18 protein-coding genes are annotated in these 23,795 nt (G+C 72.5%); 12 read left to right on the top strand and 6 right to left on the bottom strand.

Features of this window, described 5'->3' with window-relative positions; translation table 11 throughout:
- The 4 genes from IE294_RS31795 to IE294_RS31780 form a co-directional block, all read left to right on the top strand.
- Positions 1–483: alpha-glucosidase C-terminal domain-containing protein (locus IE294_RS31795; RefSeq protein WP_189891794.1), on the top strand; the 483-nt coding region annotated here is incomplete at its 5' end.
- A gap of 97 nt (positions 484–580) precedes the next feature.
- Entirely contained in the window at positions 581–1,975 is a 1,395-nt protein-coding gene (locus tag IE294_RS31790; protein ID WP_189891792.1) for a maltokinase N-terminal cap-like domain-containing protein, read from the top strand.
- A complete protein-coding gene (gene glgB, locus IE294_RS31785) occupies positions 1,972–4,353 on the top strand; it encodes a 1,4-alpha-glucan branching enzyme (protein WP_189891790.1) in 2,382 nt (793 codons plus the stop codon). The genes IE294_RS31790 and glgB overlap by 4 nt, the downstream gene beginning before the upstream one ends.
- Positions 4,354–4,416: 63 nt before the next feature.
- The gene (locus IE294_RS31780) at positions 4,417–5,304 is read left to right on the top strand and encodes a hypothetical protein (protein ID WP_229917449.1); all 888 of its coding nucleotides are present in this window, start codon (positions 4,417–4,419) and stop codon (positions 5,302–5,304) included.
- Here the strand turns inward: IE294_RS31780 and IE294_RS31775 are convergent.
- The 3 genes from IE294_RS31775 to IE294_RS31765 form a co-directional block, all read right to left on the bottom strand.
- Positions 5,291–7,531, bottom strand: coding sequence for a HelD family protein (locus tag IE294_RS31775; RefSeq protein WP_189891801.1), 2,241 nt, complete (start codon positions 7,529–7,531; stop codon positions 5,291–5,293). The genes IE294_RS31780 and IE294_RS31775 overlap by 14 nt on opposite strands.
- A 193-nt stretch (positions 7,532–7,724) precedes the next feature.
- Complete coding sequence (locus tag IE294_RS31770) at positions 7,725–8,498, bottom strand: DUF2127 domain-containing protein (RefSeq protein WP_189891799.1); 774 nt, start codon at positions 8,496–8,498, stop codon at positions 7,725–7,727.
- Between the two features lie 101 nt (positions 8,499–8,599).
- The gene (locus IE294_RS31765) at positions 8,600–10,273 is read right to left on the bottom strand and encodes an MFS transporter (RefSeq protein ID WP_189891788.1); all 1,674 of its coding nucleotides are present in this window, start codon (positions 10,271–10,273) and stop codon (positions 8,600–8,602) included.
- Positions 10,274–10,411: 138 nt separating this feature from the next.
- Between IE294_RS31765 and IE294_RS31760 the strand changes: the two genes are divergently transcribed.
- Complete coding sequence (locus IE294_RS31760; RefSeq protein ID WP_189891786.1) at positions 10,412–11,026, top strand: TetR/AcrR family transcriptional regulator; 615 nt, start codon at positions 10,412–10,414, stop codon at positions 11,024–11,026.
- Positions 11,027–11,153: 127 nt separating this feature from the next.
- Here IE294_RS31760 and IE294_RS31755 read toward each other — a convergent pair whose 3' ends face one another.
- Positions 11,154–12,542, bottom strand: coding sequence for a cation:dicarboxylate symporter family transporter (locus tag IE294_RS31755; protein WP_189891784.1), 1,389 nt, complete (start codon positions 12,540–12,542; stop codon positions 11,154–11,156).
- Positions 12,543–12,696: 154 nt separating this feature from the next.
- Here IE294_RS31755 and IE294_RS31750 point away from each other — a divergent pair, with 154 nt between their 5' ends.
- Together IE294_RS31750 and IE294_RS31745 are read left to right on the top strand one after the other, a co-directional pair.
- Positions 12,697–14,316 (top strand): sensor histidine kinase, encoded by a 1,620-nt coding sequence (locus tag IE294_RS31750; RefSeq protein WP_189891782.1) that lies wholly within the window; start codon positions 12,697–12,699, stop codon positions 14,314–14,316.
- Complete coding sequence (locus IE294_RS31745) at positions 14,313–15,008, top strand: response regulator (RefSeq protein ID WP_014675070.1); 696 nt, start codon at positions 14,313–14,315, stop codon at positions 15,006–15,008. The genes IE294_RS31750 and IE294_RS31745 overlap by 4 nt, the downstream gene beginning before the upstream one ends.
- On the opposite strand, the gene IE294_RS31740 is transcribed toward IE294_RS31745, so the two are convergent.
- Together IE294_RS31740 and IE294_RS31735 are read right to left on the bottom strand one after the other, a co-directional pair.
- Positions 14,890–17,055, bottom strand: a complete 2,166-nt coding sequence (locus IE294_RS31740; RefSeq protein ID WP_189891780.1) for a tetratricopeptide repeat protein — start codon at positions 17,053–17,055, stop codon at positions 14,890–14,892. The two genes, IE294_RS31745 and IE294_RS31740, sit on opposite strands and share 119 nt — an antisense overlap.
- A complete protein-coding gene (locus IE294_RS31735) occupies positions 17,052–17,609 on the bottom strand; it encodes a hypothetical protein (protein ID WP_189891778.1) in 558 nt (185 codons plus the stop codon). Before IE294_RS31735 ends, IE294_RS31740 begins: the two co-directional genes overlap by 4 nt.
- Before the next feature lie 36 nt (positions 17,610–17,645).
- Here IE294_RS31735 and IE294_RS31730 point away from each other — a divergent pair, with 36 nt between their 5' ends.
- The 5 genes from IE294_RS31730 to IE294_RS31710 all read left to right on the top strand — a co-directional run bounded on the left by IE294_RS31730 (position 17,646) and on the right by IE294_RS31710 (position 23,715).
- Positions 17,646–18,491, top strand: coding sequence for a 5'-methylthioadenosine/S-adenosylhomocysteine nucleosidase family protein (locus IE294_RS31730; RefSeq protein ID WP_189891776.1), 846 nt, complete (start codon positions 17,646–17,648; stop codon positions 18,489–18,491).
- A 163-nt stretch (positions 18,492–18,654) separates the two neighbouring features.
- On the top strand, positions 18,655–20,562 hold the full coding sequence (locus IE294_RS31725; RefSeq protein WP_229917451.1) for a tetratricopeptide repeat protein: 1,908 nt from the start codon (positions 18,655–18,657) through the stop codon (positions 20,560–20,562).
- Between the two features lie 68 nt (positions 20,563–20,630).
- Complete coding sequence (locus IE294_RS31720) at positions 20,631–22,028, top strand: extracellular solute-binding protein (RefSeq protein WP_189891773.1); 1,398 nt, start codon at positions 20,631–20,633, stop codon at positions 22,026–22,028.
- A complete protein-coding gene (locus IE294_RS31715; protein WP_189891771.1) occupies positions 22,025–22,888 on the top strand; it encodes a carbohydrate ABC transporter permease in 864 nt (287 codons plus the stop codon). The genes IE294_RS31720 and IE294_RS31715 overlap by 4 nt, the downstream gene beginning before the upstream one ends.
- On the top strand, positions 22,888–23,715 hold the full coding sequence (locus IE294_RS31710; RefSeq protein WP_189891769.1) for a carbohydrate ABC transporter permease: 828 nt from the start codon (positions 22,888–22,890) through the stop codon (positions 23,713–23,715). The genes IE294_RS31715 and IE294_RS31710 overlap by 1 nt, the downstream gene beginning before the upstream one ends.
- The last annotated feature ends 80 nt before the right edge of the window (positions 23,716–23,795 follow it).

Genomic DNA, 23,795 nt, shown 5'->3' with positions numbered 1-23,795 from the left:
GGCGACCGCGACGCCGTCCGCACCCCCATGCAGTGGACCCCCGACCGCAACGCCGGCTTCTCGTCCTGTGATCCGGGACGCCTGTTCCTGCCCGCGATCATGGACCCGGTCTACGGCTACCAGGTCACCAATGTCGAGGCGTCCATGGCCTCACCCTCCAGCCTGCTGCACTGGACCCGCCGCATGATCGAGATCCGCAAGCAGAATCCTGCCTTCGGACTGGGGTCCTACACCGAGCTGCCGTCGTCGAACCCGGCGGTGCTCGCCTTCCTGCGCGAGTACGAGGACGACCTCGTGCTGTGCGTCCACAACTTCTCCCGCTTCGCCCAGCCCACGGAGCTGGACCTGAGCCGGTTCGGCGGGCGGCACCCCGTCGAGCTGTTCGGCGGGGTCCGGTTCCCGGCGATCGGCGAACTGCCGTACCTGCTCACCCTCGCGGGACACGGCTTCTACTGGTTCCGGCTGCGCCGGGAACCCGTATAGCGCGGGCCCGGGCGGGACGGTGCGGCGTTTCCACCGTCCCACCCGGGGCACGCATCAGTAACACCCCGACGCCCCCCGGGGAAAGGACGTGACGCCCATGGCGGAAACGGTCACCTCTTCCGGCACCACCGGTTCACTCCTCGCCTCGCTCGATCCCCTGCTGCGCACCTGGCTGCCCCGGCAGCGCTGGTTCGCGGGCAAGGGCCGCCCGATCACCGGGTTCACCCCCGTGTCCGTCACCGAACTGCTGCCGCCCGACGGCCGGCTGGGCCTCTACCACCTGCTGGTACGCGTCCACCAGCCCACCGTGCCCGGCGCCCCGCCGCACCCCGGTGACTGCTACCAGCTCCTCATAGGCGTGCGCGAGGCGCTGCCGCCCCGGCTGGCGCCCGCGCTGATCGGACATGTGACCGAGGGCCCGCTCGCCGGACGCACGGTGTACGAGGCCCTGTACGACACCCGGCCCGCCGACGTGCTCCTGGAGGCCCTGCGCACCCAGGCTCGCATCGGCGGGCTGCGCTTCGAGCGGGACCCGGCGCAGGAGATCCGGGCCGGGCTCGTGCCCCGGCTGATGACCGCCGAACAGTCCAACTCGTCCGTGGTCTACGGAGATACGTTTATCCTCAAGCTGTTGCGCCGGGTGGTACCCGGCGTCAATCCCGACCTGGAGCTCCCCCTCGCCCTGGCCCGCGAGGGCTGCCCGAGGGTGCCCGCGCCGACGGCCTGGCTGCACGCCGAGGTGGCGGCGGACGCCTACGTCCTGGCGGTGCTCCAGCCGTATGTGAGCGGCGCGGCCGACGGCTGGGAGCTGGCGCTGCGCGAACTGGCCAAGGGCGAGGACTTCGCCGCCGAGGCCCGCGCGCTGGGCCGCGCCACCGCCGAGGTCCACACCGCGCTCGCCCGGGCCCTGCCGACGGTCACCCTCGGCCACGCCCAGCTGGGGCTGCTGGTCGACGGCATGACCGAGCGGCTGGCGGCGGCCGTGCAGGCGGTGCCGGCGCTGCGGCCGTACGAGCGCGGGCTGCGCTCGGCGTACGAGGCGCTCGGCACGCTCGCCGCCGAGGGCCGCATCTGGACCGCCCAGCGCGTCCACGGCGATCTGCACCTCGGCCAGTGCCTGCGCTCACCGTCCGGCGCCTGGTCGCTGATCGACTTCGAGGGCGAACCGGCCCGGCCGCTGGCCGAGCGGCGCATGCCGCAGCCGCCGGTGCGGGACATCGCGGGAATGCTCCGCTCCTTCGACTACGCGGCCCACTCGGCGACCCCGCCCGCCCCCGACTGGGCGCACGCCTGCCGGGCCGCCTACTGCTCCGGATACGCGGAGGTCGCCGGCCGCGATCCGCGTACCGACCCGGTGCTGCTGCGGGCCTACGAGACCGACAAGGCGGTCTACGAGGTCGTCTACGAGGCCCGGCACCGGCCCGACTGGCTCCCCGTACCGCTGAACGCGGTGCGTCGCCTCGCCCTGCCCGACCAGGAGGCTCGTCCGTGACCCCCAAGGGACACAAGGAATCCAAGGCCAAGAAGGAAGCCGCGGCCAGGAGGAAGACCGCCGCCCGGAAGCCGCCGGCGCAGGAGGTCCCCGCGCAGGCGCCGCCGCCCGCCGCGGACGTCCCGCCGCGGGCACCGGCGCCCGCCGCGCCGGTCCCCGCACAGGCGGCGGTACCCCGTGCGGAGGTCGCCGTGTCCCCGGCCGTCGACGCCGGGGACCGCGCACGGCTGCTGGACGGCACCCACCACGATCCGCACTCCGTGCTGGGCGCGCACCCGGTGCCGGGCGGGGTCGCCTTCCGCGCGTTCCGCCCGTACGCGCGGGCGGTCACCGTGGTCTCGGGCGAGCTGCGGGCGGAGCTGCACGACGACGGCGACGGCTTCTTCTCCGCCCTGCTCCCGCTCACCGAGGTCCCCGTCTACCGGCTGCTGGTGACGTACGACGGCGCGGTGCACGAGACCGAGGACGCCTACCGCTTCCTGCCCACCCTCGGCGAGCTGGACCTGCATCTGATCGGCGAGGGCCGGCACGAGCAGCTCTGGCAGGCGCTCGGCGCGCACGTCACCACCCACCAGGGCGTCACCGGCACCCGGTTCGCGGTGTGGGCGCCGAACGCGCGGGGCGTGCGGGTCACGGGCGGGTTCAACTTCTGGGACGGCACCGGCTTCCCGATGCGCTCGCTCGGCGGCACCGGGGTCTGGGAGCTGTTCGTGCCGGGGATCGGCGACGGAGAGCTGTACAAGTTCGAGATCACCCGCCCGGACGGCTCGCGCACCCTGCGCGCCGACCCGCTGGCCCGCCGTACCGAGGTCCCGCCCGCCACCTCCTCGATCGTGCACGCCTCGCACCACGAGTGGGGTGACGGGGAGTGGCTGGCGCACCGGGCGGACACCCCGGTGCACGACGCCCCCTTCTCGGTCTACGAGGTGCACCTGCCGTCCTGGCGGCCGGGGCTGACGTACCGCCGGCTGGCCGAGCAACTCCCGGCCTACGTCAAGGAGATGGGCTTCACGCATGTCGAGCTGATGCCGGTCGCCGAGCATCCCTTCGGCGGCTCCTGGGGCTACCAGGTCACCGGGTTCTACGCGCCGACGGCCCGGCTCGGCACCCCCGACGACTTCAAGTACCTGGTGGACAAACTGCACCAGGCGGGCATCGGGGTGCTGATGGACTGGGTGCCGGCCCACTTCCCGCGCGACGACTGGGCGCTCGCGGAGTTCGACGGGCGTCCGCTGTACGAGCACCACGACCCGCTGCGGGCCGCCCATCCCGACTGGGGCACGCTGGAGTTCGACTTCGGCCGGCGCGAGGTGCGCAACTTCCTCGTCGCGAACGCCGTGTACTGGTGCGAGGAGTTCCACATCGACGGGCTGCGCGTGGACGCGGTCGCCTCGATGCTCTACCTGGACTACTCGCGCGAGCCGGGCCAGTGGACGCCGAACGAGCACGGCGGCCGGGAGAACCTGGACGCGGTGGCCTTCCTCCAGGAGATGAACGCCACGGTGTACCGGCGCTGCCCGGGCGTGGTGACCGTCGCCGAGGAGTCCACGGCCTGGGACGGCGTCACCAGGCCCACCCACCACACGGGGCCGAGCGGCTTCGGCGGGCTGGGCTTCGGCCTGAAGTGGAACATGGGCTGGATGCACGACTCGCTCCAGTACATGAGCCACGACCCGGTGCACCGCGCGTACCACCACCACGAGATGACGTTCTCGATGGTGTACGCGTACAGCGAGAACTACGTCCTGCCGATCTCCCACGACGAGGTCGTCCACGGCAAGCGGTCCCTGGTGTCGAAGATGCCCGGCGACTGGTGGCAGCAACGCGCCAACCTGCGCGCCTACCTGGGCTTCATGTGGGCCCATCCGGGCAAGCAACTCCTGTTCATGGGGCAGGAGTTCGCCCAGGGCGCCGAGTGGTCGGAGGCGCACGGCCCCGACTGGTGGCTGCTGGACCCGGCGTACGGCGCCGAGGCGGACCACCGGGGTGTGCGGGACCTCGTCCGTGACCTGAACGCGGTGTACCGGGCGACTCCGGCGCTGTGGCAGCGGGACACCGATCCGGCGGGCTTCGAGTGGATCACGGGGGACGCGGCGGACGACAACCTCTTCGCGTTCCTGCGCCACGACGCCGAGGGCACCCCGCTCCTCGCGGTCTCCCACCTGGCTCCGGTGGTCCGCCACGACTACCGCCTCGGGGTGCCGGAGGAGGTGCCGGCCTGGGTGGAGGTCCTCAACACCGACGCGGCCCGCTACGGCGGCGGCGACCTCACCCACCCGGACGTCGTCAAGCCCGAGCCCCAGCCCTGGCACGGCCGCCCGGCGAGCATCCGGCTGACCCTGCCCCCGCTGGCGACGGTGTGGCTGCGCCCGGCCTGACCGGGTGGTGCGCGCCCTATAGTGACCGCACGTCTTCGGCGGAGCACGGGGGGACTGAGGTACGTGCGGCACTACAGAGCACTGACGGCCCTGCTGTGTGCCGTGGCCGCTCTCCTGCTGAGCGGCTGCGGCACCCTGGTGGCAGGACGGGGCGGGGAAGCGTCTCCCACGGCGACCGGGCCGGTCCCGTGGACCCTCGGGGAGCCCTCCCGGGTCACCGCCGCCCGGATCGGCGCCGACCACCGCACGCTGAGCATCGACGTGGACGTGCCCAGCGGCGAGCACCCCTGCGTGCGGAACCTCAAGGCGGTCGACACCGACGCCGAGTACGGCGCCGTGCCGGGCACCGTCCACGTGCAGGTCACCTTCACCTCCCCGTCCGGCGACCGGCGTTCCGGGTGCGTCGGGGAGACGACGGCCACGGCCCGGGTACGGCTGCCCGAGCCGCTGGGCGGGCGGCAGCTGGTGGTCGACAACCGCACGGTCTTCACCGCCGACGGCGCGAAGCCGCCCGCCCTGCGGATGTGCGGCCGGCTCGGCTGCCATCCGCCGGCCACCGGCTGCACCCCCGCCTCCTACGACCAGGCGCTGATCGCGGCCGGCGCGCCCATGCACACCTACCGGGACGCCGAGCACTGCGACGGCAGGTGGCTGGTCCTGGACTTCTCCTGGCGCACCGGCCCGGCGTGCGGCTCCGACGACGGCGACCCCGCCTGCTCCTCCCGGCTGGGCGACCGCTGGTTCTTCCGGGCCGAACCCTCCGGCTGGAAGCCGGTCTTCGAGAGCGCTGCCGGAGGCTGCGGGGCGGTCCGCCGCCAGGTCCCTCGATTCCCGGTCGCCCTGTGCGCGGAGCTGGCCCCGCTGTCCGCCACGCTGCACCCGAGCCAGCCACCGGCGTCGGCCTCGCCGACGGCCGGTGGCAGCTCCGGCCCGGCCGCTACGGCGCGGTGACGCCCGTGGCGAGCGCCGTCGGGAGCTCGTCCGTGGAGAGCACCCCGAGCCGCTGGGTGGCCCGGGTCAGGGCGACGTACAGGTCGCTCGTGCCGTAGGCGCCCGGCTCGACCACCAGGACGGAGTCGAATTCCAGGCCCTTGGACTGCCGGGGGTCGAGCAGGACGACCGTGTGCGTCAGGTCGGGCTCGGCGCCGGCCGTGACGCCGTCCAGGCGGGCGGCCAGGGCCCGGTGCAGGCCGCGCGGGGCGATCACCGCGAGCCGCCCCTCCGCCGGGGTCAGCTCGGCGACCGCCTTGGCGACCGCGCCGGGCAGATCGTCGGTCACCCGCCGCACCCAGGGGCGTTCGCCGGTGGAGCGGACGGAGCTCGGCGGTGCGAAGTCCGGGTTCTCGGCGCGGACCACGGCCGCCGCCAGGTCCATGATCTCGGCGGGGGTGCGGTAGTTGACGCCCAGGCGGGTGTGCTCCCAGCGGTCCTCGACGTAGGGCGTGAGGATGTCCGCCCAGGAGCCGACGCCGGCCGCCTCCGCCGTCTGGGCGGGGTCGCCGACCAGGGTCATCGAGCGGGTCGGGCTGCGCCGCATCAGCAGCCGCCAGGCCATCGGCGACAGCTCCTGCGCCTCGTCCACGATGATGTGCCCGAACGCCCAGGTGCGGTCGGCGGCGGCCCGCTCGGCGGCGCTGCGGTGGTCGGCCTCCTCGTGCCGCTCGGCGAACCGCTCGGCGTCGATGATGTGGTGCGCGGCCAGGACCTCGGAGGCGTCCGGGTCGTCGTCCTCCTTGTCCTCGAACTCGTAGGTCCGCGAGGCGTAGGAGACGTCCAGGACGCCCTGGGCGTAGGCCACCTGCGTCTCGCGTTCGCGTTCGGCGCGGGCACGCACCACCCGGTCGTCCTCGCCGAGGAGCTCGGCCGCCTCGTCCAGCAGCGGGACGTCGGCGACGGTCCAGGCGCGGGTCACCGGGCGGCGGATCGCGTCGGCGTCCTCCTTCGGCAGGTGGCCGTCGGGCTCGGCGAGGAAGTCGGCGACCAGCCGCTGCGGGGTGATCCGGGGCCAGAGCTGGTCGATGGCGTCCCAGACCTCGGGGTTCTCGGCGAGTTCGTCGCGGATCTGGGTGATGTCGGAGGCGTCGAGCAGGCTGCTGCCGTCGTAGGGGTCGGTGCCCACGCGCTCGGCGTACAGCTCGGTGAGCGTGTTGAGGATGTGCCCCTCGAAGTACTCACGGGCGACGTTGTGGGGCAGCTTGGCGGCGCGGGTGCGCTCGCGGGCGACGTTCACCAGGCCGTCGTCCAGCATGAGCACCTCGCGGTCGTGCTCGATCGCGATGACCGGGTCGGGCAGGGCCTGCCGGTCGCGTACGACGGCGGCGAGCACGTCGGCCATGCCGGCGCGGCCCTTGACGGCGGCGGCCTCGGGCGTGTCGGCGGCGGTGGCCTTCACCCCGGGGAACAGCTCGCCGACCGTGGCCAGCAGCACCCCGGTCTCGCCGAGGGAGGGCAGCACCTCGCCGATGTAGCCGAGGAAGGCCGGGTTCGGGCCGACGATGAGGACCGCGCGGCGGGCCAGCAGCTCGCGGTGCTCGTACAGCAGGTAGGCCGCGCGGTGCAGGGCGACCGCGGTCTTGCCGGTGCCGGGGCCGCCCTCCACGACCAGCACGCCTTGGTGCGGTGCCCGGATGATGCGGTCCTGGTCGGCCTGGATGGTCTGGACGATGTCGCTCATCCGGCCGGTGCGGGCCGAGTTGAGGGCGGCCAGCAGGACGGCGTCGCCGCTCGGGTCCTCGTGCCCGGTGCGGGTGGCGTCGCCGAGGTCGAGGATCTCGTCGTGCAGGGAGGTGACGGTCCGGCCCTCGGAGGCGACGTGCCGGCGGCGGCGCAGGCCCATCGGGGTGTGGCCGGTGGCCAGGTAGAAGGGGCGGGCGACGTCGGCCCGCCAGTCGATGAGGACCGGCGTGCGCTCGGCGTCGTCCTCGCGCAGCCCGATCCGGCCGATGTGGTGCTCGGTGCCGTCGGCGAGGTCGATCCGGCCGAAGCAGAGCGAGCCGTCCACCGCGTTCAGCGCGGCGAGCAGCCCGGAGCGCTCGGCGACCAGGATGTCCCGCTCCAGCCGGGCCTGCATGGGCTTGTCGCCCTGGGCGAGCGCGTCGGCGACGGAGGTCTCGGCCTCGCCGCGCAGCACGTCCACGCGCGCGTACAGTCCGTCGATGAATTCCTGCTCGTGCCGGATTTCATCGTCAGGAAAGTCGGTGTTTGACAATTCCGCTCCCGCCCGGATATACTGTGCTCAGTAAATTGCTTCGTGATTCTTCGAAACCAAGTGCAGAAATGCAGTACGAATCGAAGTCACGAATCATTGAATATACGCACAGCAATCCCCCGAGCGCAATTGCTCAGGGGATTTTTTGCTGGGCGGGTCCGGTCTACAGCGGTGCGTGCGCCACGCCCGCCGACTCCTCCACCTCCAGCAGCGAGGCGCTGTGCCGTTCCTCGTCGAACTTCCGGCGTCCGCCGCGCAGCCCGAAGAGCCGCTTGGCCAGGGCGATGTAGAGGACCGCGAGGATGTTCAGCACGAGCGTGGCGATCTTCAGCCAGCTGATGTGCTCGGTGAGTTCGTAGATCTCCAGCGGCAGGAAGGCGGCCGTCGCGACCACCGTCAGGTACTCCGCCCAGCGCTTGGCGTACCAGAGGCCGACCGCCTCGATCAGCTCGATCAGCGCGTAGGCCAGCAGCAGCCCGGCGACCAGCACCAGGGTGGAGTGCCGGTAACCGAACGCCTTCTGCACGGAACCGACGACCGGCGAGTGGTCCAGGTCGTAGTGGAAGTGCCGGAAGACCGGCCGGAAGACGTCCAGGTACTCGTCGAACAGGCGGCGCACCGCGTCCTGGCTGTTGCTGAACTTCCACACCGCGACCGCGACCAGCACGATGAACACCCCGCGCACGGCCCGCTCGACGGCGAGGAAGCGCAGGACGAACAGGTCCCGGAGCACCTTGCCGCGCGGCACCAGCGGCGCCTCGGCGGCCGGCCCCGAGCCGTGCGGCTCGCCGAGCACGAAGTCACCGCAGCGCAGACACCGCCAGGCGTCCCCGAGCGCGGTCCGCGCGTGCAGCCTGATCCGCAGCCGGGGGTCGTCCGGCGCGTAGGTCGCATGACCCTTGCGCGCGCAGGTCCGCCGGTCCCAGTCGATCTTCATCCCCCATGCCTCCGCACTCGTATGGACACCACCCGTACGGACGCCGTAGACGAACGTGCCGTTCCGGTTGATCCGGAACGGCACGGACGAGACAGAGCCGGTCAGCCGGCCGTGCTGTCCACCAGTTCCTCCTCCTCGGTCGCGGTCTCCGGCGCGCCGGCCTCGCGGCCCGGCAGCAGCACGGCCACCAGGACGGTGCCGATACCGAGGATCACCGCGCCGACCATACTGGTGTGGGCGACCGCGTCGGAGAAGGCCGAGCCCACCGCGTCGGCCATCTGCCGGGCACCGGCGGCCAGCTCACCGGCCTGCTGCTTGAGCTGCGCGGCCTGCTGCGGGTCGCTCGCCTGCTGGGCCCGCGCGGCGGCCTGCTGCGCCTTCTCGCCGATGCCCTGGGCGACCGCGTACCCGGCGCCGACCGAGTCCTGTGCGGTGTCCAGGGCGCTCGCCGGGAGCCTGCTGCCGGCCGTGGCGTCGCTCAGGTGGTCGCCGTAGGAGGTGGCGAGCAGCGAGCCGAGGATCGCGATGCCGAGCGAGCCGCCCAGCTCCAGCGAGGTGTCGTTGACGGCACCGCCGACGCCCAACTCGGACTCCGGGAACGCGCCCATGATGGCGTCGGTGCAGGGCGAGAGGGCGAGGCCGATGGCGAGGCCCAGGATGATCAGGGGTGCCACGAAGTCGCCGTAGCCGGAGTTCGCGTCCACCCGGGTGAGCAGGGCGAGGGCGGTCGTACCGCCGACCATGCCCGCGCTCACGGTCCACTTCATGCCGACGCGCGGGGTGAGCCAGCCGGTCAGGGCCGAGCCGACGAAGACGGCGCCGGCGAGCGGCAGCATGCGCACACCGGTCTCCAGGGCGTCGTAGCCGAGGACGAACTGGAGGTGCTGGGTGAGGTAGTAGAAGGCGCCGAAGACGGCGAGGAAGAACAGGGCGACGGCGAGGTTGGAGCCGGCGAACCGGCGGCCGGTGAAGCGGCGCACGTCCAGGATCGGGCGCGGGTGGCGCAGCTCCCACAGCACGAAGGCGACCAGGCCGGTGCCCGCGACCACCGCCGCCGCGACGGCCTTGGTGCCCCAGCCGAAGTGCGGGCCCTCAATGATCATGTAGACGAGCGCGCCGGTCCAGAGCACCGACAGCAGCCCGCCGACGTAGTCGATGCGGTCGTGGTGACCGGCCCGCGACGGCGGGACGAGGACGAGGGCGGCGACGATCGCGACGGCCGCGACGGGCACGTTGATCAGGAAGGTCGAGGACCAGCCGTGGTCGCGCAGCAGGGCGCCGGCGACGACCGGTCCGGCGGCGATGGCGAGCCCGGCGGTGGCGGTCCACAGCGTGATCGCCTTGGCCCGCTCGGCGCGCGGGAAGGTCGCGGCCAGCAGGGAGAGCGTGGCCGGCATGATCAGCGCGGCGCCGACGCCCATCACGGCGCGGGCCGCGATGACGGTCGCCGCGCTGTCGGCGAGGTACCCGAAGACGGCCCCGCCGCCGAACACCAGCAGGCCGAGGACGAGTGCCCCGCGCCGGCTGTACTTGTCGCCGATCGCGCCGAGCAGCAGCATCAGCGCCGCGTAGGGGACGGTGTAGCCGTCGATCACCCACTGGAGGTCGGCGCTGGAGAGCCCCAGGTCCCGGGTCATGTCGGGCGCCGCGACCGTGAGGGCGGTGTTCGCCATCACGATGATCAGCAGGCTGAGGCAGAGCACCAGCAGCGCCCACCACCGCCGGGCGTAGGGGCGGTCCGTCCTCTCGACCGGTTCGGTCATGACGAGTCGCATGGCAGGGGTCGCCTTCCTCGGGTACGCGACAGGACTTGCACAGTGGCGTGCAATTGCACAACCATGTGCAATGTACGACGCTGCACAACACTGTGCAAGTCGACCGGAAAACGCCCGGCAAACCTCCGGGGAGGCACAATGACCGCCATGACCACGGGTAACACCAGCCGCGCCGATGCCAACCGGCGCCGCATCCTCGATGTCGCCCTCGCCGAACTGCTGCGCGATCCGGACGCCTCGATAGACCAGATCGCGCGCGCGGCAGGGGTCGTACGACGGACGGTCTACGGCCACTTCCCCAGCCGGGAGGCGCTCATCAGCACCCTGGTCGACGGAGCCGTGGAGGCGCTGGCGGACGCGAACGCCCGGGCGGGCGCCCACGTGAGCGACCCGGCGGAGACGGTGGCCCGCTCGGTGCTCGCCCTGTGGCCGGTCGCCGACCGCTACCGGCTGCTGATCGCCCTGGCCCAGCGCACGGTCACCGTGCAGGGCATCCGCGAACGCCTCGCTCCCCTGCGCGAGAACAGGATCCGCCTCCTCCAGCGCGGCCTGGACGAAGGCGTCTTCAGCTCCCCGCTGCCCGCGCCGGCCCTCGCGTACGTGCACGAGCAGATGCTGTTCGCGGTGATGGAGGCGGTGAACGACGGGCTCCTGTCAGCGCAGGAGGCGGGCCGCTCCGCCACGGTCGCCGTTCTGACCGCGGCGGGCGTACCCGCCTCACGGGCCACCGAGCTGGTGGCCGGGGTGTCGTAGCCAAAGGAAGTCCCGCACGAAGGGGCCGGGCGGCTGAGTCACGGGGGAGCCTCAGCCGCCCGGCGGCGGTACCCGGACGCCCGGCCCGGGTTCAGGCGGGGCCGGACGTCCGGAACTTCGGAGTGGATCAGGCCTTGGCGAGTTCCTTCTCGCCGTCCTCCCGAGGCTCGGGGACCTCCTTCACCTCGGCCCCGCCCTCGTCCAACAGCGTGGTCTCGTCGAACGGCAGCTCCCCGGCCAGCACCCGCCGCACCCGGACCGTGTCGATCTCCTTGGTCCACGTGCCGACCAGCACCGTCGCGACCGCGTTGCCCGCGAAGTTCGTCAGCGCCCGCGCCTCGCTCATGAACCGGTCGATGCCGACGATCAGCCCGACCCCGTCCACCAGCGCCGGCTTGTGCGACTGGAGACCGCCGGCCAGGGTGGCGAGGCCCGCACCGCTGACACCGGCCGCGCCCTTCGAGGCCAGCAGCAGGAACAGCAGCAGCGGGATCTGCTCGCCGACCGACATCGGCGTACCCAGCGCGTCCGCGATGTACAGCGACGCCATGGTCATGTAGATCATCGTGCCGTCGAGGTTGAACGAGTACCCGGTCGGCACGGTGATGCCGACGACCGGCCGGCTGACACCCAGGTGCTCCATCTTCGCGATCAGCCGCGGCAGCGCGGACTCCGACGACGAGGTCGACAGGATCAGCAGGAACTCCCGGGCGAGGTACTTGAACAGGGAGAAGACGTTCAGACCCGCGACGACCCGGAGCAGCGCGCCCAGCACGACGAAGACGAACAGGAAGCAGGTGACGTAGAAGCCGAGCATCAGCACGGCGAGGCTCTTGAGCGCGTCGATGCCGGCCGAACCGACCACCGCCGCGATGGCACCGAACGCACCGATCGGCGCGGCCCACATCACCATGGACAGGATGCGGAAGACGAGCCGCTGGATGTGCTCGATGCCGCGCAGCACCGGCTGTCCGGCCGAGCCCATGGCCTGGAGGGCGAACCCGGCGAGCAGGGCCACCAGCAGCGTCTGGAGCACCTGGCCCTCGGTGAAGGCGGAGACGAACGTGGTCGGGATGATCGACAGCACGAAGTCGACGGGCGGCAGCGCGTCGGCGGACACCTGGTCGTGCCCGGTCGCCTTGATGGCGTTGGTGAGGTGCAGCCCGTCACCCGGGTGCAGCACATTGCCGACCACGAGCCCGATGGCGAGCGCGACGAGCGACATCACGAGGAAGTAGCCGAGGGCGATACCGCCGACGGCGCCGACCTTGGCGGCCTTCCGCACCGATCCGATGCCGAGCACGATCGTGCAGAAGATGATCGGCGAGATCATCATCTTGATCAGGTTCACGAACCCGGTGCCCAGCGGCTTCAGCTCCACCGCGGCATCGGGCCAGATCAGGCCCACGCCGATGCCGAGCGCGACCGCCACGATGACGGCGATGTACAGGTAATGGGTCCGGTCCCGCTTCACGCGGGGTGCGGCAGGTGCCGTATCGGGAGTGCTGGCGGCCACGACTGCCCTCCTTGACGTCTTCGTCGGCGAACAACCGGCGTGCGGCTCACGTCCGGGCGTTTCTGGGGAATGCCGTGACTATCTCCCGGCCTGTGAGGGTGGTCACCCTTCCGTTCATTTAGTTCACGCTTAACCGGAGAGGCACACTGCTGACATGCGCGTCCCCACCCTCCCGCGGCCCCGGAGCCTGGCCGGCCAGCTGTTCGCCATGCAGGCCGTGCTGATAGCGGTGGTCGTGGCCGGGTACGCGCTGTTCACCTACGTCAGCGACCAGCGGCAGGCCGAGGACGCCGCCGCCCGGCAGGCCACGGCGGTGGCCCGGTCGATCGCCGACTCCCCCTCGGTCCGCGAGGCGATCCGCACCCCCGACCCCACGGCCCGGCTGGAGCCGTACGCCCTCCAGGTCATGCGGGACGCCAACGTCGACTTCGTGACGATCATGAACCCGTCCGGCATCCGCTGGACCCACCCCGACCAGAACCAGATCGGCAAACGCTTCCTCGGCAACATCGGCCCCGCCCAGCACGGCCGTACCTTCACCGAGACCTACACCGGCACCCTCGGCGCGTCCGTCCGGGCGGTGACCCCCATCTCGGACAACGGCAGGATCGTCGGACTGGTGAGCGCCGGCATCAAGGTGGAGACGATCAGCGCCCGGGTCCAGGACCAGGTCGCGGCCCTGCTCGGGGTGGCGGGCGTGGCCCTGCTGCTGGGCGCGGTCGGCACGTACGTGGTCAACGCCCGGCTCCGCCGCCACACCCACGGCATGAACGCCACCGAGCTGAGCCGGATGCACGACTACCACCAGGCGGCGCTGCACGCCGTCCGCGAGGGGCTGCTGATGCTGGACGGCGGTTACCGGGTGGCGCTGATCAACGACGGCGGCCGGGAGCTGCTGGGAGTGGGCCCGGAGGAGGGCGTGGTCGGCCGCTCGGTGGCCGACCTGGGCCTGCCCGCCCCGCTGACGGGCGCCCTGCTGTCCTCGGAGCCCCGCGTGGACGAGGTGCACCTGACGGCGTCCCGGGTGCTGGTCGTGAACACGTCCCCGGTGTCGGGCGGTGAGCACCGGGGCACGGTCGTGACACTCCGCGACGTCACCGAACTCCAGTCGCTGATGGGTGAGCTGGACTCGGAGCGGGGCTTCACCCAGGCGCTGCGCTCGCAGGCGCACGAGGCCGCGAACCGCCTGCACACGGTCGTCTCCCTGATCGAACTGGGGCGGGCCGAGGAAGCGGTGGAGTTCGCCACGGCCGAGCTGGAGCTGGCGCAGGCCCTGACCGACCAGGTGGTGGCGGCGGTCGGCGAGCCGGTGCTGGCCGCGCTGCTGCTGGGCAAGACCGCGCAGGCGAACGAGCGGGGCGTGGAGCTGGTGGTCTCACCGGACAGCCGGCTGGACGACGGCCTGCTCCCGCAGAGCCTGTCCGCCCGCGACCTGGTGACGATCCTCGGCAACCTGATCGACAACGCCGTGGACGCGGCGCAGGGCAGCGCGCGGGCCCGGGTGACCGTGACGGCGTACGCTACGGCCGCCGAAGTGGTGCTCCGGGTGTCGGACACCGGCCCGGGAGTCGACCCCGCCCATGCCGGCCTGGTGTTCCAGCGGGGGTTCTCCACGAAGCCGGCCGAACCCGGCGGACGGGGGCTCGGGCTGGCCCTGGTCCGGCAGGCGGTGAACCGCCACGAGGGCACGTTGACGGTGGCCGAGGCGGAGGAGGGCGGAGCGGTGTTCGAGGTGCGGTTGCCGTTGCGCGCGGCCACGGGCGGTGCCGGATGACCGACGAGCAGCAGCCCATCCGCGTCCTCGTCGTCGAGGACGACCCGGTCGCCGCCGACGCGCACGTGATGTACGTCGGCCGGGTGCCGGGGTTCGTCGCGGTCGGGAAGGCGCACACGGGGGCGGAGGCACGGCGCCTCCTGGACCGCACGCCGGTGGACCTGCTGCTGCTGGACCTGCACCTCCCCGACGTCCACGGCCTGCAACTGGCCCGGTCCCTGCGGGCGGCCGGGCATCACGCGGACGTGATAGCGGTGACGTCGGCGCGCGACCTGGCGGTGGTACGGGAAGGCGTCTCCCTGGGGGTCGTCCAGTACGTCCTGAAACCGTTCACGTTCGCCACGTTGCGCGACCGGCTGGTCCGGTACGCCGAGTTCCACGCGGCGGTGGGCGAGGCGAGCGGCCAGGACGAGGTCGACCGCGCCCTGGCGACCCTGCGCGCCCCGACGCCGGCGGCCCTGCCGAAGGGGCTGAGCGGGCCGACGCTGGAACGGGTGACGTCCGCGCTGCGGGAGGCGGCTTCGGAGGGGCTCACGGCGGCCGGGGTGGCCGAGGCGGTGGGCATCTCCCGGATCACCGCACGCCGGTACCTGGAGCATCTGGTGGACGCGGGGAGGGCCGGGCGGAGTCCGTTGTACGGGCAGGTGGGGCGGCCCGAGCTGGTGTACCGGTGGGTTCCTCAGGGGCGGTGAGGGCGGCGGCTGCGGCGCGGGCGGCGTCGGCCGGGGCGTTGGCCCGGGTGTAGGCGTCGGCCGCCTGGAGGTAGTGGGCACGGGCTTCGGCCGGGCGGTGGGTCCTCCTGTGCTCGATCGCCAGGTTCTCGAGGGTCTGCCCGACTCCGTACCAGTCCTCGAACTCCCTCCGGATGGCCAGAGCCTTGCCGTACGCCTCGGTGGCGTCGTCCGTCTGCCCCGACTTCGTCAGGGCGACGCCGAGGTTGTTCCACGCCGACGACTCGCCGTGGCGGTCGCCGAGGGCCTGGTGCAGGTCGCAGGAGCGGACGAAGGCGTCCATGGCCTCCTCGACCCGGTCCGCCTCCGCCAGGGCCGCGCCGAGGTTGTTCCACACCTGTGCCTCGCCGGTCCGGTAGCCGACGTCCCGGTACAGGTCACGTGCGCGCAGGAAGGCGTCGATGGCCTCCTCGACCCGGTCCGCCAGCACCAGGGTGCCGCCCAGGTTGTTCCATGCCAACGCCTCGCCATCGCGGTATCCGAGTTCCTGGCAGAGGTGGCGATCGCGGACATGCGCGTCGACCGCCTCCTGGAGGTGGCCCGTCTCGCGCAGGGCGATCCCGAGGTTGTTCGACGCCATGGCCTCACCCTCACGATCGCCGCTGCTGAGGGCGGTCTGCTGGGCGGCACCGGCGACCGCGACCATGTCGTCGAAGTGCCGGCGCCACCGAAGGTATGCACACAGACACAGGGCCAGCCGCACAGCCGTATGCCGGTGACGCTCCTCCCACTCCCACCGCACCGCGGCCACCAGCCCCGCGCGCTCCCGGTCCAGCCAGGCCAGCGCCTCGGCCCGCGTCGCGAACCGCTCCGGCTCCGGCTCCCCCGGAAACCACCTCAGCCGGTCGTCGGCCGCGCCCGCCCACCGGTAGTAGTGCGTGAGCAACCGCTGCCGGGCTCCCGCGTCCCCGGCCGCGACGTCCGCCCCGAACACCCGCACCAGGTCATGCATCCGCCAGCACCCCCGGTGGTTCCCCCGCTCCACCAGATGCACCCGCGCCAGAGCCCTGAGGTCCCGCAGCAGGGCCTCCTCGGTCCCGGCCAGCACGGCGGCCACCTCCTCGCTGACCTCGGGCCCCGGCGCCATGGCGAGCAGGGTCAGCAGACGTGCCTGACCGGCGGAAAGGCGCCGGTACGAGAGGTCGAACGCGGCACGCACACTGCGGTCACCGTCATCCAGCGCGGCGAGCCGGCCGTACGACGTGCCCAGTTCGTCGGCGAGTTCCTCGACCGACTTGCCGGGATCCTCCGCCAGCAACGCCACCGCGATCTGGAGGGCCAGCGGCAGGTACCCGCACAGCTCCGCCAGCCGTGACGCCGCCTCCGCCTCCTCCACGACCCGGTCGTCCTCCGGGTCGGCGATCCGCAGGGCCCGGTCGAGGAGTTCGTACGCCGCTTGCGGCGTCAACTGATCCAACGGCACCAGCCGCGCCCCCAGTGGGGCCAGCCGATCCCGCGAGGTGACCAGCACCCGGTGCCGCGGGGTCCCTGGCAACAACGGCCGCACCTGCTCCGGCGACGACGCGTTGTCGGCGACGATCAGGACCGCCTCCCGCTCGGCCAGCACCGACCGGTACAGTCCCGCCCGTTCGTCCGCCGTGGCCGGAATGTGCTCGGGCTCCACACCCAGCGCCCGCAGCAGGGACTCCAGAGCCTGGTCCGCCGTGACGGGAGCGTCGTCGTAGCCGTGCAGGTCCACGAAGAGCACGCCCCCCGGAAACCACCCGGCCTCCCGTGCCGCGTACGCCGCCCGCACCGCGAGCGCCGTCTTGCCGATGCCGCCGAGTCCGGAGACGGCGGTGACGAGGACGGCCTGTCCGCCACCGGGGCCCGAGGGACCGAGCGCGGCCCGCAGCCGGTCCAACTCCTCGTCCCGGCCGGTGAATCCGGCAGCCGGCGGCGGCAGCGCGTCCAGCGCGGTCGGCGCCGGTGCCTGCTGCCGGTACTCCGCCTTGCCGATGACGGTCCCGCGGAAGTCCCCGCCCCGGAAGTCGACGACATCGCTCACCCGGCCCCGCCCCCCGCCCCGAACGGCACGGCGTACTGCACCACGCACACCCCCAGCCCCACGACCGCGACCGCCTCCAGCACGGACACGACCACCAGCCCGGCCGGGACGTCACCGCCCACCCAGTACACGACGAGCGCGCTCAACGGCACGACGCAGAAGGCCAGCAGGTCCACCACGCACTGCACGACCTTGCGGGAGACGCGCCGGGCGTCTCCCCGGTGCGCGGTCTCCCAGCGGAACGCCGCGTCACCCCCGGCCTGCGCCAGCTCCGCGAGCCGGGGTCCCAGGTCGCCCCGCACGTACGCCCCGATCGCCGAGATCTTCTGGTCGTTGACGAGGTACGTCCAGCCGAGGACGACGCACACCGGCGGCAGCGCGAGCAGCATCGCCGTCTGTCTGGCCTGGGCCGCGGCGGCGATGACGGCGGCCACCACGGTCAGGGTGACGTACAGCAGGTTGTCCCGGAAGCCGATCCGCGTCTTCTGCTCGTCCTTGACGGTCTGGTACTCGGCGAGCAGCAACTGCCCCACGGTGACGTCTCGTTCCGGCACGTAAGCCCCTTCCCCCGGCAGTACCGGCAGTACCTTATGAGTGTGCCGGAGACTCGACCCATCGTTCTCGTCCTGACCGCGCTCCCGGTGGAGTACGCGGCCGTGCGGCCGTACATCGAGGGGCGGAAGGAACGCGTCCACCCGAACGGGACCCGCGTGGAGGTCGGCAGCCTGCCCGGCAGCCCCTGGCAGGTCGCGGTCAGTGAGCTGGGCGTGGGGGCCGAGCGGGCCGCCGCGCTGGCCACCCGGCTCATCGAGTGGCTGAAGCCCGAGGCGGTGTTCTTCACGGGCGTGGCCGGCAGCCTGAAGGACGACATCCCCCTCGGTGACGTCGTGGTCGGCACCCAGGTGTACGACATCCACGGCGGGAAGCAGACGGACGAGGGCTTCAAGGTCCGCCCCAAGGCCCTGCCCAGTTCGCACGCGCTGGAGCAGGCGGCCCGGTCGGCGGCGCGTGACCTGGCGGACGTGCGGGTGCACTTCGCGCCGATCGCCACCGGCGACGTGGTGCTGGCCGACTCCGGGTCCGACATCGCACGGCACATCGAGACGCATTACAACGACGCCGGGGCGATCGAGATGGAGGGTTCCGGCGCGGCCAACGCGGCGCACCTCAGCGGGCATCTGGACGCGCTCGTCGTCCGGGGCGTCAGCGACCGGGCGAACGCCCGGAAGGCCCAGGCGGACGCCGGCGGCTCGCAGCAGCGGGCGGCGGCCCACGCGGCCTCGGTGACGGTGGCGGTGCTGCGCAAACACCTGCCGCGCGGCCGTTCCGCCGACTCCGAGGAGGATCCCCAAGGACGCCACGACGGTGACCACATCGACTTCCGGGGCGGCGTCTTCCACGGGACCGTCGTCGGGAAGCGGACCGGAACCCGCTAGGGGCCCGGTCCACGGGCCGGCGCCCCGGGCCAGTGCGACCCTCCCGCCCCGCCCCCTCGGCTTCACCGGCCGTACCGAAGCGCTGGACCGCCTGCTGCCGTGTCTCGCGCCCATCCCGGAGAACGACAGCGCGCCGCCCGTGCTGATCTCCGCCCTGACCGGCATGGGCGGCATCGGCAAGACCGCGCTCGCGCTGGAGGCAGCGCACCGGGCCTGCGCGGCGGGCTGGTTCCCGGGCGGCGCGCTCTTCGTGGATCTGCGCGGGTACGACGACGACCCGGTCACCGCCGACCAGGCGGTGCTGGCGCTGCTGGACGCGCTCGGGGTGCGCGGCCCGGACCTGCCGGCGACGGCGACGGGGCAGTACGACACCTATCGCGCCCTGCTCGCCGCCCGGTGTGACCGGACGCTGCTGATCCTGGACAACGTCTCGGACCCCGGCCAGTTCCTGCCCCTGCTGCCGGGCACGGACCGCCACCGGGTGCTGGTCACGTCCCGGGAGCGGCCGGACGCGCTGCCGGTGCGGCGGATCGACCTCGACCCGCTCGCCGCGGCGGAGTCCGTCGCCCTGGTGACGCGCGCCCTGCTGGACGCGGACGAGCGCGACGACCGTCCGGCCCGGGAGCCGGAGGCGCTGCGCGAGCTGGCGGACCTGTGCGGGCACCTGCCCCTGGCCCTTCAGATCGCCGCCGCGATGCTGCGCCGTCGGCACCCGCGCGCCATCGCCTCGCTGGTCCGGGACATCCGCAGGACCACGGACCGCACGCCGCTGCTGGACGGCGGGCCGGTCGGCACCGACCAGTACGGCCGCTCGCTCGTCCTGCGCCCGGTGCTGGAGACGTCGTACCGCCGGCTGCCGCCCGGCCAGGCCCGGTTGCTGCGGCTGCTCGCCCTCGCCCCGGGCACCGAAACGGCTACGTGGACCATCGCCGCGCTCACCGGTCTCGGCCGGGAGGAGGCGCTGTCCCTGCTGGAGGATCTGGCCGCCACCTGCCTGGTCACCCGGGTCCGCGGCACCGGAGGGGACGCCGACCCCCGGTGGCTGGTGCACGACCTGGTGCGGGCCTTCGCCACCGGGGTGGTCGCGGCACGCCCGGACCTGCGGGAGGAGGGCGAGGAGGCGCGCGAGCGGGCACTGGGGTTCTACGTCCTGTGCGCGCACATGGCCGACGCCCGGCTGCGCTGGCTGCCGGGCGAGCCGGAGCCCGAGCTGTTCGCGGACCGGGCCCGGGCTCTGGCCTGGCTGGACCGGGAGCGGACCGCGCTGGTGGCGGCCGTGCGGTGGGCGGCGGAGGACCGGTACGCGCGTCTGTCGGTGCAACTCGCCGAGTATCTGGCGGAGTACCTGGAATGGCGGCGGTACTTCGACGACTGGATCACCGTCGCCAGTGCCGCCCGGGACGCGGCGCACCGCACGGGCGACCGCCGGGGGGAGTTCGTCGGATGGGACTACCTGGGCCTGGCCCTGCGGCACGCGGGCCGTACCGACGAGGCGATCGACGCCCATCTGCGCGCCCTCGACCTGAGCCGGGCCGAAGGGCACCGCAGCGGTGAGGCGGTCCAGTGGGGGCACCTCGCCAACGCGCTGCTCGTCGCGGGCCGCCCCGAGGAGGCGATCGACGCGCACCTGCGGGCCCGCGCCCTGCACCAGGCCCATGGTCATGTCCAGGCGGAGGCCGACGAGTGGAACAACCTCGCGCTGTCACTGCACGCCGTGGGCCGCACGGAGGAGGCGATCGACGCCCATGTGCGGGCTCGTGACCTCTACCTGGCCATCGGGGACCGGCACGGCGCGGGCATCGCCTGGAACAACCTGGCCCGCACCTGGGAGGCGGCCGGTCTGACGGCCCAGGCCATCGGGGCGTACGACAACGCCCTTGAGTTGCAGCGGGAGTTCGGGGACTGGTTCGGCGCCGGCATGACCCTCGGCAACCTGGCCGGTGTCCACGCGGCCACCGGGGACCCGGTCCGGGCCCGCGCCGCCTTCCTCGCGGCGGCCGACGCCTACACGCGGGCCGACGCCCCCGCCGAGGCCGCCCGCTGCCAATCCCGCGCAGACACATTGACCTGACTAGACCACTCCTCTTACCTTCACACGGCAGTCATCTCCGCGCCACCCCCACGTGTGCTCAGGAGGTCATGCCCGTGCGCCTCACCGCCGCCCACTCCCACTCCCGCCCCCTCCCCCTCCCCCTCCTCCTCACCGCCGCTCTCGCCGCCACCGCCCTCACCGCCTGCGGCAGCGGTTCCGGCAGCAGTCCGGACACGATCAAGGTGTCGTACAAGCAGTCCACCGACAACTCCGTCAAGGTGATGGACACCTACCTCGCCGGCATCAAGAAGCAGTTCGAGCACAAGTACCCCGGCAAGAAGGTCGAGTTCGTGCCGATCAAGGCCCCGGACTCGGAGTACTACACCAAGCTCCAGCAGATGCTGCGCTCGCCGCGCACCGCCCCGGACCTGGTCTACGAGGACACCTTCCTCATCAACTCCGACATCACCAGCGGGTACCTGAAGCCGCTCGACCCCTACCTCGCCAAGTGGCCGGACTGGCGCCGGTTCATCGACACCGCGAAGGCGGCGGCCCAGGGGCAGGACGGGAAGACGTACGGCGTCCCGGACGGCACCGACACCCGCGGGCTCTGGTTCGACAAGCGGGTGTTCGAGAAGGCCGGGCTGCCGTTGGACTGGCAGCCGAAGACCTGGGACGACGTCCTCGCCGCCGCCCGCACCATCAAGCGGAAGGTGCCCGGCGTGATCCCGCTCAACGTCTACACCGGCAAGCCGGCCGGTGAGCGGGCCACCATGCAGGGCTTCGAGATGCTGCTGTACGGCACGGGCGACGGTACGCAGGACCCCTTGTACGACAGCGGCAGCAAGAAGTGGATCACGGGGTCGCAGGCATTCAAGGACTCCCTCGGCTTCGTGGAGACGGTCTACAAGGAAAAACTCGGCCCGGACGTCTCCGACGCCCTCGACCCGAACCTCAACACCACCGTCAACGGCGAACTGCTCCCCCAGGGCAGACTCGGCATCGCCCTCGACGGCTCCTGGCTGCCGTACGCCTGGCTGCCGGGCAGCGGGCACGAGTGGCCGGACTGGTCCCGGCGGTTGGGGCTCGCGGCCATGCCGACGCAACACGGGCAGGCGCCCGGCAAGGTGAGCATGTCCGGCGGCTGGACCTGGTCCATCCCGGCCAAGGCGGCCAACCCCGACCTCGCCTTCGACTTCGTCCGCACGATGCAGACGAAGGACAACGCGCGGAAGTGGTACATCGCCAACTCCGGGATCGCCGTCCGCGAGGACGTCGCCGCCGATCCGAAGTACGTCGGCGCCCAGCCCGGCATCAAGTTCTTCACCGACCTGGTGGCGAGCACCCACTACCGGCCCGCGTACCCGGCGTACCCGAAGGTGTCGACCGCCGTGCAGGAGGCCATGGAGGCGGTCACGACCGGTGACCTGTCCGTGGAGAAGGCGGCGGGCGAGTACGACGCCACGGTCAAGGACGTCACCGGCGGCCAAGTGGTCCGCGGGTGAGGCGCCCGAACCCGGCCGTCCGGGTCCTCCCGGTCGCCCCCGCCCTGGTCCTGCTGCTCCTGTTCCTCGCCGGGCCGATCGCCTACTGCGTCTGGATCGCCTTCACCGACCTCCAGCTCACCGGCCAGGCCCACTCCTCCTTCGTGGGCTTCGCCAACTTCCGCCGGGCGTTCCGGGACGACGCGTTCCTGAACGCCGTCTGGCTGACCCTGGTGTTCACGGTGCTGTCCTCGCTCGTCGGGCAGAACACCCTGGGGCTGGCCCTCGCCGCGCTGATGAAGCGTGCGTCGAAGCCCGTCCGCACCCTCACCGGCGCGGTCGTCGTCACCGCGTGGGTGCTGCCGGAGGTCGTCGCCGGGTTCCTGCTCTACGCGTTCTTCCGGCGCGAGGGCACCCTCAACGCCATCCTGGACTGGCTCCACCTGCCGCGGCAGAACTGGCTGTTCACGCTGCCCATCCTCGCGGTGTCCTTCGCCAACGTCTGGCGCGGGACGGCGTTCTCGATGCTGGTGTACTCCGCCGCGCTGGACGAGATCCCCGCCGAGATCACGGAGGCCGCCGAGGTGGACGGGGCCGGCGGCTGGCGGCGGCTGTGGCACATCACGCTGCCGATGATCCGCCGCTCCATCGGCACCAACCTCATGCTCAACACCCTCCAGACGCTCTCCGTCTTCGGGCTGATCTGGGTGATGACCCAGGGCGGTCCCGGCGACCGGAGCCAGACGCTGCCGCTGTTCATGTACGAGCAGGCCTTCCAGAACAGCATGATCGGGTACGGCACCGCGGTCGCCCTGCTCCTGCTGGTCGTCGGCTCCCTGTTCTCCGTCGTCTATCTGCGGCTGCTGCGGACGGAGGTCTGATGGCCCGCAACCGTGCCTCCCGGCGGCTCGCCGCCGATGTCTCGCTGCTGGCGGTGGCCGCCGCCTTCGCGGTGCCCCTCGCCTGGGTGCTGCTGTCCGCCGTGGACCCGCACGCGAACCTGCGGGTCAAGGTCCCGGGCGGCCTCACCCTGGCCAACTTCCACGCGATCCTGACCCCCGACATCACCTACACCCCGCTGCTCAACAGCCTCGTCCTGTGCGGGGGCGCCACGGCGCTGACCGTCGGTTGCGCCGCCCTCGCCGCGTATCCGCTGTCCCGGTTCCGGTCCCGGCTGAACCGGCCGTTCCTGCTGACGATCCTGTTCGCGACGAGCCTGCCCATCACGGCGATCATGGTGCCGGTGTACGCCCTGTTCGTCCGGGTGAACCTCATCGACACCCTCCAGGGCACGATCCTCTTCTTCGCCGCCTCCCAACTGCCGTTCGCGATCTGGCTGATGAAGAACTTCATGGACGGCGTGCCGACGGAGCTGGAGGAGGCGGCCTGGACGGACGGGGCCTCGGCCGCGCAGTCCCTCGTCCGGATCGTGCTGCCGCTGACGGGGCCGGGGCTCGCCGTCGTGACCGTGTTCTCGTTCGTGATGATGTGGGGGAACTTCTTCGTCCCGTTCATGCTGCTGCTCACCCCGGAGCAGATGCCGGCCTCGGTGAGCATCAACGACTTCTTCGGCAACCGGGGCATGGTGGCGTACGGCCAGCTCGCCGCGTTCTCGGTGATCTACTCGACGCCGGTGATCCTGCTGTACGTCCTGGTGGCACGGCGGCTGGGCGGCGGCTTCGCGCTCGGCGGCGCGGTCAAGGGGTGAACCGGAAGGGCGCTGCCGTCCGTGCCGTCGGCACGGGCGTGCGCTCGTATCCGCGCACGCCGAACCCGCCGGCCCGCCGC

Source organism: Streptomyces canarius (assembly GCF_014650735.1).
GTDB classification, from domain to species: domain Bacteria; phylum Actinomycetota; class Actinomycetes; order Streptomycetales; family Streptomycetaceae; genus Streptomyces; species Streptomyces olivaceoviridis.
Note: the sequence above shows the minus strand (reverse complement) of the source record. Positions and strands in the feature narration are given on the sequence as shown.

Excerpts from the sequence above, each read along its gene's own strand:
- IE294_RS31790 (WP_189891792.1), top strand. The coding sequence starts at position 581 with ATGGCGGAAACGGTCACCTCTTCCGGCACCACCGGTTCACTCCTCGCC.
- IE294_RS31770 (WP_189891799.1), bottom strand. The coding sequence starts at position 8,498 with ATGAAGATCGACTGGGACCGGCGGACCTGCGCGCGCAAGGGTCATGCG.
- IE294_RS31765 (WP_189891788.1), bottom strand. The coding sequence starts at position 10,273 with ATGCGACTCGTCATGACCGAACCGGTCGAGAGGACGGACCGCCCCTAC.
- IE294_RS31760 (WP_189891786.1), top strand. The coding sequence starts at position 10,412 with ATGACCGCCATGACCACGGGTAACACCAGCCGCGCCGATGCCAACCGG.
- IE294_RS31750 (WP_189891782.1), top strand. The coding sequence starts at position 12,697 with ATGCGCGTCCCCACCCTCCCGCGGCCCCGGAGCCTGGCCGGCCAGCTG.
- IE294_RS31745 (WP_014675070.1), top strand. The coding sequence starts at position 14,313 with ATGACCGACGAGCAGCAGCCCATCCGCGTCCTCGTCGTCGAGGACGAC.
- IE294_RS31730 (WP_189891776.1), top strand. The coding sequence starts at position 17,646 with ATGAGTGTGCCGGAGACTCGACCCATCGTTCTCGTCCTGACCGCGCTC.
- IE294_RS31725 (WP_229917451.1), top strand. The coding sequence starts at position 18,655 with ATGGGCGGCATCGGCAAGACCGCGCTCGCGCTGGAGGCAGCGCACCGG.
- IE294_RS31720 (WP_189891773.1), top strand. The coding sequence starts at position 20,631 with ATGCCCGTGCGCCTCACCGCCGCCCACTCCCACTCCCGCCCCCTCCCC.
- IE294_RS31710 (WP_189891769.1), top strand. The coding sequence starts at position 22,888 with ATGGCCCGCAACCGTGCCTCCCGGCGGCTCGCCGCCGATGTCTCGCTG.